Raw genomic sequence first — 3,897 nt, forward strand, 5'->3', positions numbered from 1 at the left:
AGAATTAAGAGCCTACTTAAAAGATTATAGTGATTAAACTAAGTCAGAACTTTTCCCTTTTTAAAGGTCATTTTCATTTTGCTACCTCTAAAAAATTTAATTCCCTTTTTTTCATTTTCCTCTTGACATGGAACGCGTTCCAGATTGTACAATGAAGTCAAGCTAGCGAAGAAATAAGATTTGAACTCGGAGTGGAGCGCAAATCCATAAAGAAAAGGAGAGAAAAATCATGCAAACAAGAACGATTAAACGTATTTTTACTAATATGGATGGGGCGCTTTTAAATTCAAAGGGGCAAGTTTCCGAAAGGAATGCCAGACGCATTCGCAGAGCAGATATTCCGATTACGCTGGTCTCTGCGCGTGCGCCAATGGAGATGCGTGAGGCTATTGAATTGTTGGGTTTGCAAGGTCCGCAAGTGGGCTTTAATGGTGGTTTGATTTATGAGGTTGTCAATCATCAAATTCGTCCGCTGCACATCAAGATTATTTTCAAGCAGACCGCGGCAACGATTTTACAGGCGGTGCGGTAGCATTTTCAGCAGGTCAAGTCTCAGTTATTATGACTTGAATCATTGGTATTGTGATACAGTAGATGAAAGAATTTGTTACGAATACGACTTGACTCATCAGGCACCGACTCAGGTTCATGATGAAGTTCAGCTTGTGACAATCTGTTTAAAATCATGATGATTAGTTTTGAAGAGGAAAAAATGCAAGATTTGCAGACTTATCTGAATAGTCTAGAACTAACTAGTGTTACAATTCTGCGTTCTGGTCGGTTTTATTTAGAAATCATTAGAAAAGAAGCTCGAAAATCATCAGGGATTGATTACATTAGTCGGAAAGAAAATCTAAAAAAAGAAGAAACGGCTGCCTTTGGTGACGGTCACAATGACATTCCGATGCTAGAAATGGTTGGTTTTCCGATTGTCATGGCCAATGCCTTTAAGGATGTTAAGGCACATGCTTTTAAAATTACCAAGAGTAACGATGAGGACGGAGTTGGTTACGGAATTCACAGGTATCTCATCGGTTAAGTGTTGAAAATCAGAAAGGAACTCAAGGACCAATATTCGAGAAATAGCGGAGTTGAGTGGCTATTCGGTGTCTAGTGTATCGTGCGTGCTCAACAATCCCCCATATGTGTCAGACGAGGCACGGGAGAAAATCCTGCAAATTGTCAGAGAACTGGACTATACTCCAAATCTAGTCGCAAAAGAACTGAGTTTGGGCAATACTTATAAAGTGGGTGTAGTCATTCCTCATGTGCGTCACACTTATTTTACCAAGCTCATCAACGGTATGTTGGATCAAGCGCAGAGAAGTGACTATAATTTGCTGCTTTTGCCGTCTCAGTATGACAAAGAACTAGAGCTTCAGTACCTGGAACAATTGCGAGGTCAGGCTTTTGATCATTTGATTTTCACCTCATGAAGCATAGATTTGGAAACCATTACTTCCTATGCTAAGTACGGAAATATTGTCTGCTTAGAAAAGGTAAACCAGTAGTGTCTATATGGATCGCAAACCAGCTTGTAGAGAAGCTTTTCGCTGGTTGAAAGAACTGGGTTATCAACATTTAGCCCTTATTTTCACTCGTAAAGACAAGCGCAGTTCTACCTATCGGATTATGATGAGGTCTATGGATTGGAGCATACTCCGATGATTCTCGAAGGTGTTGCTATAGAAGAGAATGCTTATCAGAAAGCTTCCGAACTTTGGCAACACCCAGAGATTGACTGTATTTTTTTAAGTGGAGATGACATGGCAGCAGGCTTTATGCAGGCTTATGAAGAAGCTGGAAAACAGCTCCCCTTCATCATGGGGCAAGAAAACATGCTGGCTGGACGGCTCTTGGGTCTCTCTACCATAGATAACAAATCCTATCAGCTGGGTCAGGAAAGTTTCAAGCAGATTTTATCTGAAGAGAAAAAAACCATTGTGCTCAAATCAGAGTTTATCCAGCGATAAGAGACTTGTTGTTTTTCAAATTAGCTTACTTATTTAATAAAAAAGAATCACCTTTCAAATCAAGGTGATTTTTTACTGAAATTTTTCTAAACAGAAAATATTGACAAGAAAAAGTAGACATTGTATACTTTTTGAGGGAAAAAATGAAACGAAATACGGCAGAGTTAAAAGAAAGACTGATCCAGACGGGGATTAAAGAGATTGAAGACCATGGTATCGACCAGCTATCACTGAGGACTGTCGCTAAATCCTGCGGTGTTACTCACGGCACTCCTTACCGGCATTTTGAAAGTAAAGAAAACTATTTAAAAGTCGTTTTAAAACGACTTTCTGCTTTTCTCAACCAAGAGATCCAAAAAAAGATCGATTGGAAGGCTTCTGCACAAAATCAACTGGCCCAAATGGGATTTAACTTCATCATCTTTGCGAAGGATTACCCCTATTTCTTTGAAGCCCTCTTTATTAAATTTCCTTTTAAGTATATGAAAGTCACTCAGGATACTATTTCGCTGGATTCTGATTTGCCAGGATTCGCTGCATTTAAACGGATTGTTTTAGAGCTTCGTAAGGAGGAAGGCTTTACCAACAGCGAAGCTGAAACACTGTTTCACTTTTGGAGTTTTATTTCAGGTCTTGCTGTTTTGGCGAACAGTCCCATTGGACGTGACTTTGACAACAAAGCCATCCAGACTAACATTGAGCATATCCTTGATGTCTATATAAAAGGAGAACGGTCATGAAAATCTTAATTGCTTTTACTCATCCAAACCCTCAAGGTTTTAATGGTGCTATTCTCAAGCAAATCCAAACCAATCTTTCTGAAGCGCATTCTGTCAAAACCTTAGATTTATATGCTGAACAGTTTGATCCAATCTTATGATTTGATGAAAATCAAAAACGCCGCGATTTGGCTAAGGTTCCTGAAATGGAGAAATACCGTGATCTTGTCACTTGGGCAGATCACCTAATCTTTATTTTCCCGATTTGGTGGAGCGGTATGCCGGCTATTCTCAAAGGATTTATTGACCGAGTATTTGTAGCTGGTTTCGCTTATTCTTATAAAAAAGTCGGTTTTGAAGGGCACTTACAAGGAAAATCTGCTTGGATTATCACCACCCATAATACGCCGTCCTTTGTGCTGCCTTTTATTCAGGATTACGGTAAAGTTCTGAAAAATCAAATTTTAAAAATCTGCGCTGTCGCACCGGTTAAGTTAACACAATTAACAAATGTTGAAAAAATTTCTGATGAACAGCGCCAGCAATTCTTAGAAACCATCACTCAAACAGCCCGTCGTATTTAAAATAAGGATGATTGTAAAGCAGAAATAGTACGATACAGCTGAAAACTAGCTTAATAATCTATTTCTTATGAAACATTTCTTGAAAACCTGCGTAAAACTGCTATAATGGAAGTGGAAAAATTAAGGAGGTGTCACGATGGAATATAAGGAAGTGGAATGCAGGCTAGTGGATCATGGAATCAGAGAGTATAAAAAATTTAAAGGAATCAAGATTTATAGTAACAGCCGTTTTTCTGAAGATAGGAAAAAAATAATCTATAAAACGATTTATCTGACACCCAAGAAGAACCTTGTCTACTATCAAAGAGAAGATCTCAACTATGATTCAGAGTGGTGGCTCAGAAAGCATAAGGATCTACCATTCTACCATCAGCAAGAGGCAGATACGGTTTTCAAAATTTGCCAAGCTTTTGCTGAGTTAAGCTCTTACCTAGACAAATCTACTATCAACAAGTTGGAGCAAAAGTTAGCGGCAGGTGCTTTTATTGAAACCTTGAATATTTAACTTGACAGACAGCCAGTCTCTACGGACTGGTTTTTTTGTATGAAGTCAGTTGCATTGTTTCATAGGACATTTGTCTATTTTTGTTATTGATAAATTGTAAAATATAGTGCAACAAA

At 38.5% G+C, this 3,897-nt stretch carries 5 protein-coding genes and 2 pseudogenes; all 7 read left to right on the forward strand.

The annotated features are described in order from the left end of the window. Nucleotides 1-229: 229 nt before the first annotated feature. The 7 genes and pseudogenes from HMPREF2933_RS05900 to HMPREF2933_RS05920 all read left to right on the forward strand — a co-directional run bounded on the left by HMPREF2933_RS05900 (nucleotide 230) and on the right by HMPREF2933_RS05920 (nucleotide 3,781). Nucleotides 230-1,039 (forward strand): annotated as a pseudogene (locus HMPREF2933_RS05900) (Cof-type HAD-IIB family hydrolase). A 43-nt stretch (nucleotides 1,040-1,082) separates the two neighbouring features. Then, on the forward strand, nucleotides 1,083-1,436 hold the full coding sequence (locus HMPREF2933_RS10365; protein WP_224784000.1) for a LacI family DNA-binding transcriptional regulator: 354 nt from the start codon (nucleotides 1,083-1,085) through the stop codon (nucleotides 1,434-1,436). Nucleotides 1,437-1,518: 82 nt separating this feature from the next. Continuing rightward, a complete protein-coding gene (locus HMPREF2933_RS10370) occupies nucleotides 1,519-1,668 on the forward strand; it encodes a hypothetical protein (protein WP_224783688.1) in 150 nt (49 codons plus the stop codon). Then, complete coding sequence (locus HMPREF2933_RS10375) at nucleotides 1,665-1,973, forward strand: type 1 periplasmic-binding domain-containing protein (RefSeq protein WP_024052412.1); 309 nt, start codon at nucleotides 1,665-1,667, stop codon at nucleotides 1,971-1,973. Before HMPREF2933_RS10370 ends, HMPREF2933_RS10375 begins: the two co-directional genes overlap by 4 nt. Before the next feature lie 143 nt (nucleotides 1,974-2,116). Further along, a complete protein-coding gene (locus tag HMPREF2933_RS05910; protein ID WP_024052411.1) occupies nucleotides 2,117-2,713 on the forward strand; it encodes a TetR/AcrR family transcriptional regulator in 597 nt (198 codons plus the stop codon). Beyond that, a pseudogene (locus HMPREF2933_RS05915) lies at nucleotides 2,710-3,276 on the forward strand (NAD(P)H-dependent oxidoreductase). Before HMPREF2933_RS05910 ends, HMPREF2933_RS05915 begins: the two are co-directional and overlap by 4 nt. Nucleotides 3,277-3,412: 136 nt before the next feature. Further along, the gene (locus HMPREF2933_RS05920; RefSeq protein ID WP_004224594.1) at nucleotides 3,413-3,781 is read left to right on the forward strand and encodes an EXLDI protein; all 369 of its coding nucleotides are present in this window, start codon (nucleotides 3,413-3,415) and stop codon (nucleotides 3,779-3,781) included. Nucleotides 3,782-3,897: the final 116 nt, after the last annotated feature.

The organism is Streptococcus sp. HMSC066F10 (assembly GCF_001813805.1).
Lineage (GTDB): Bacteria > Bacillota > Bacilli > Lactobacillales > Streptococcaceae > Streptococcus > Streptococcus vaginalis.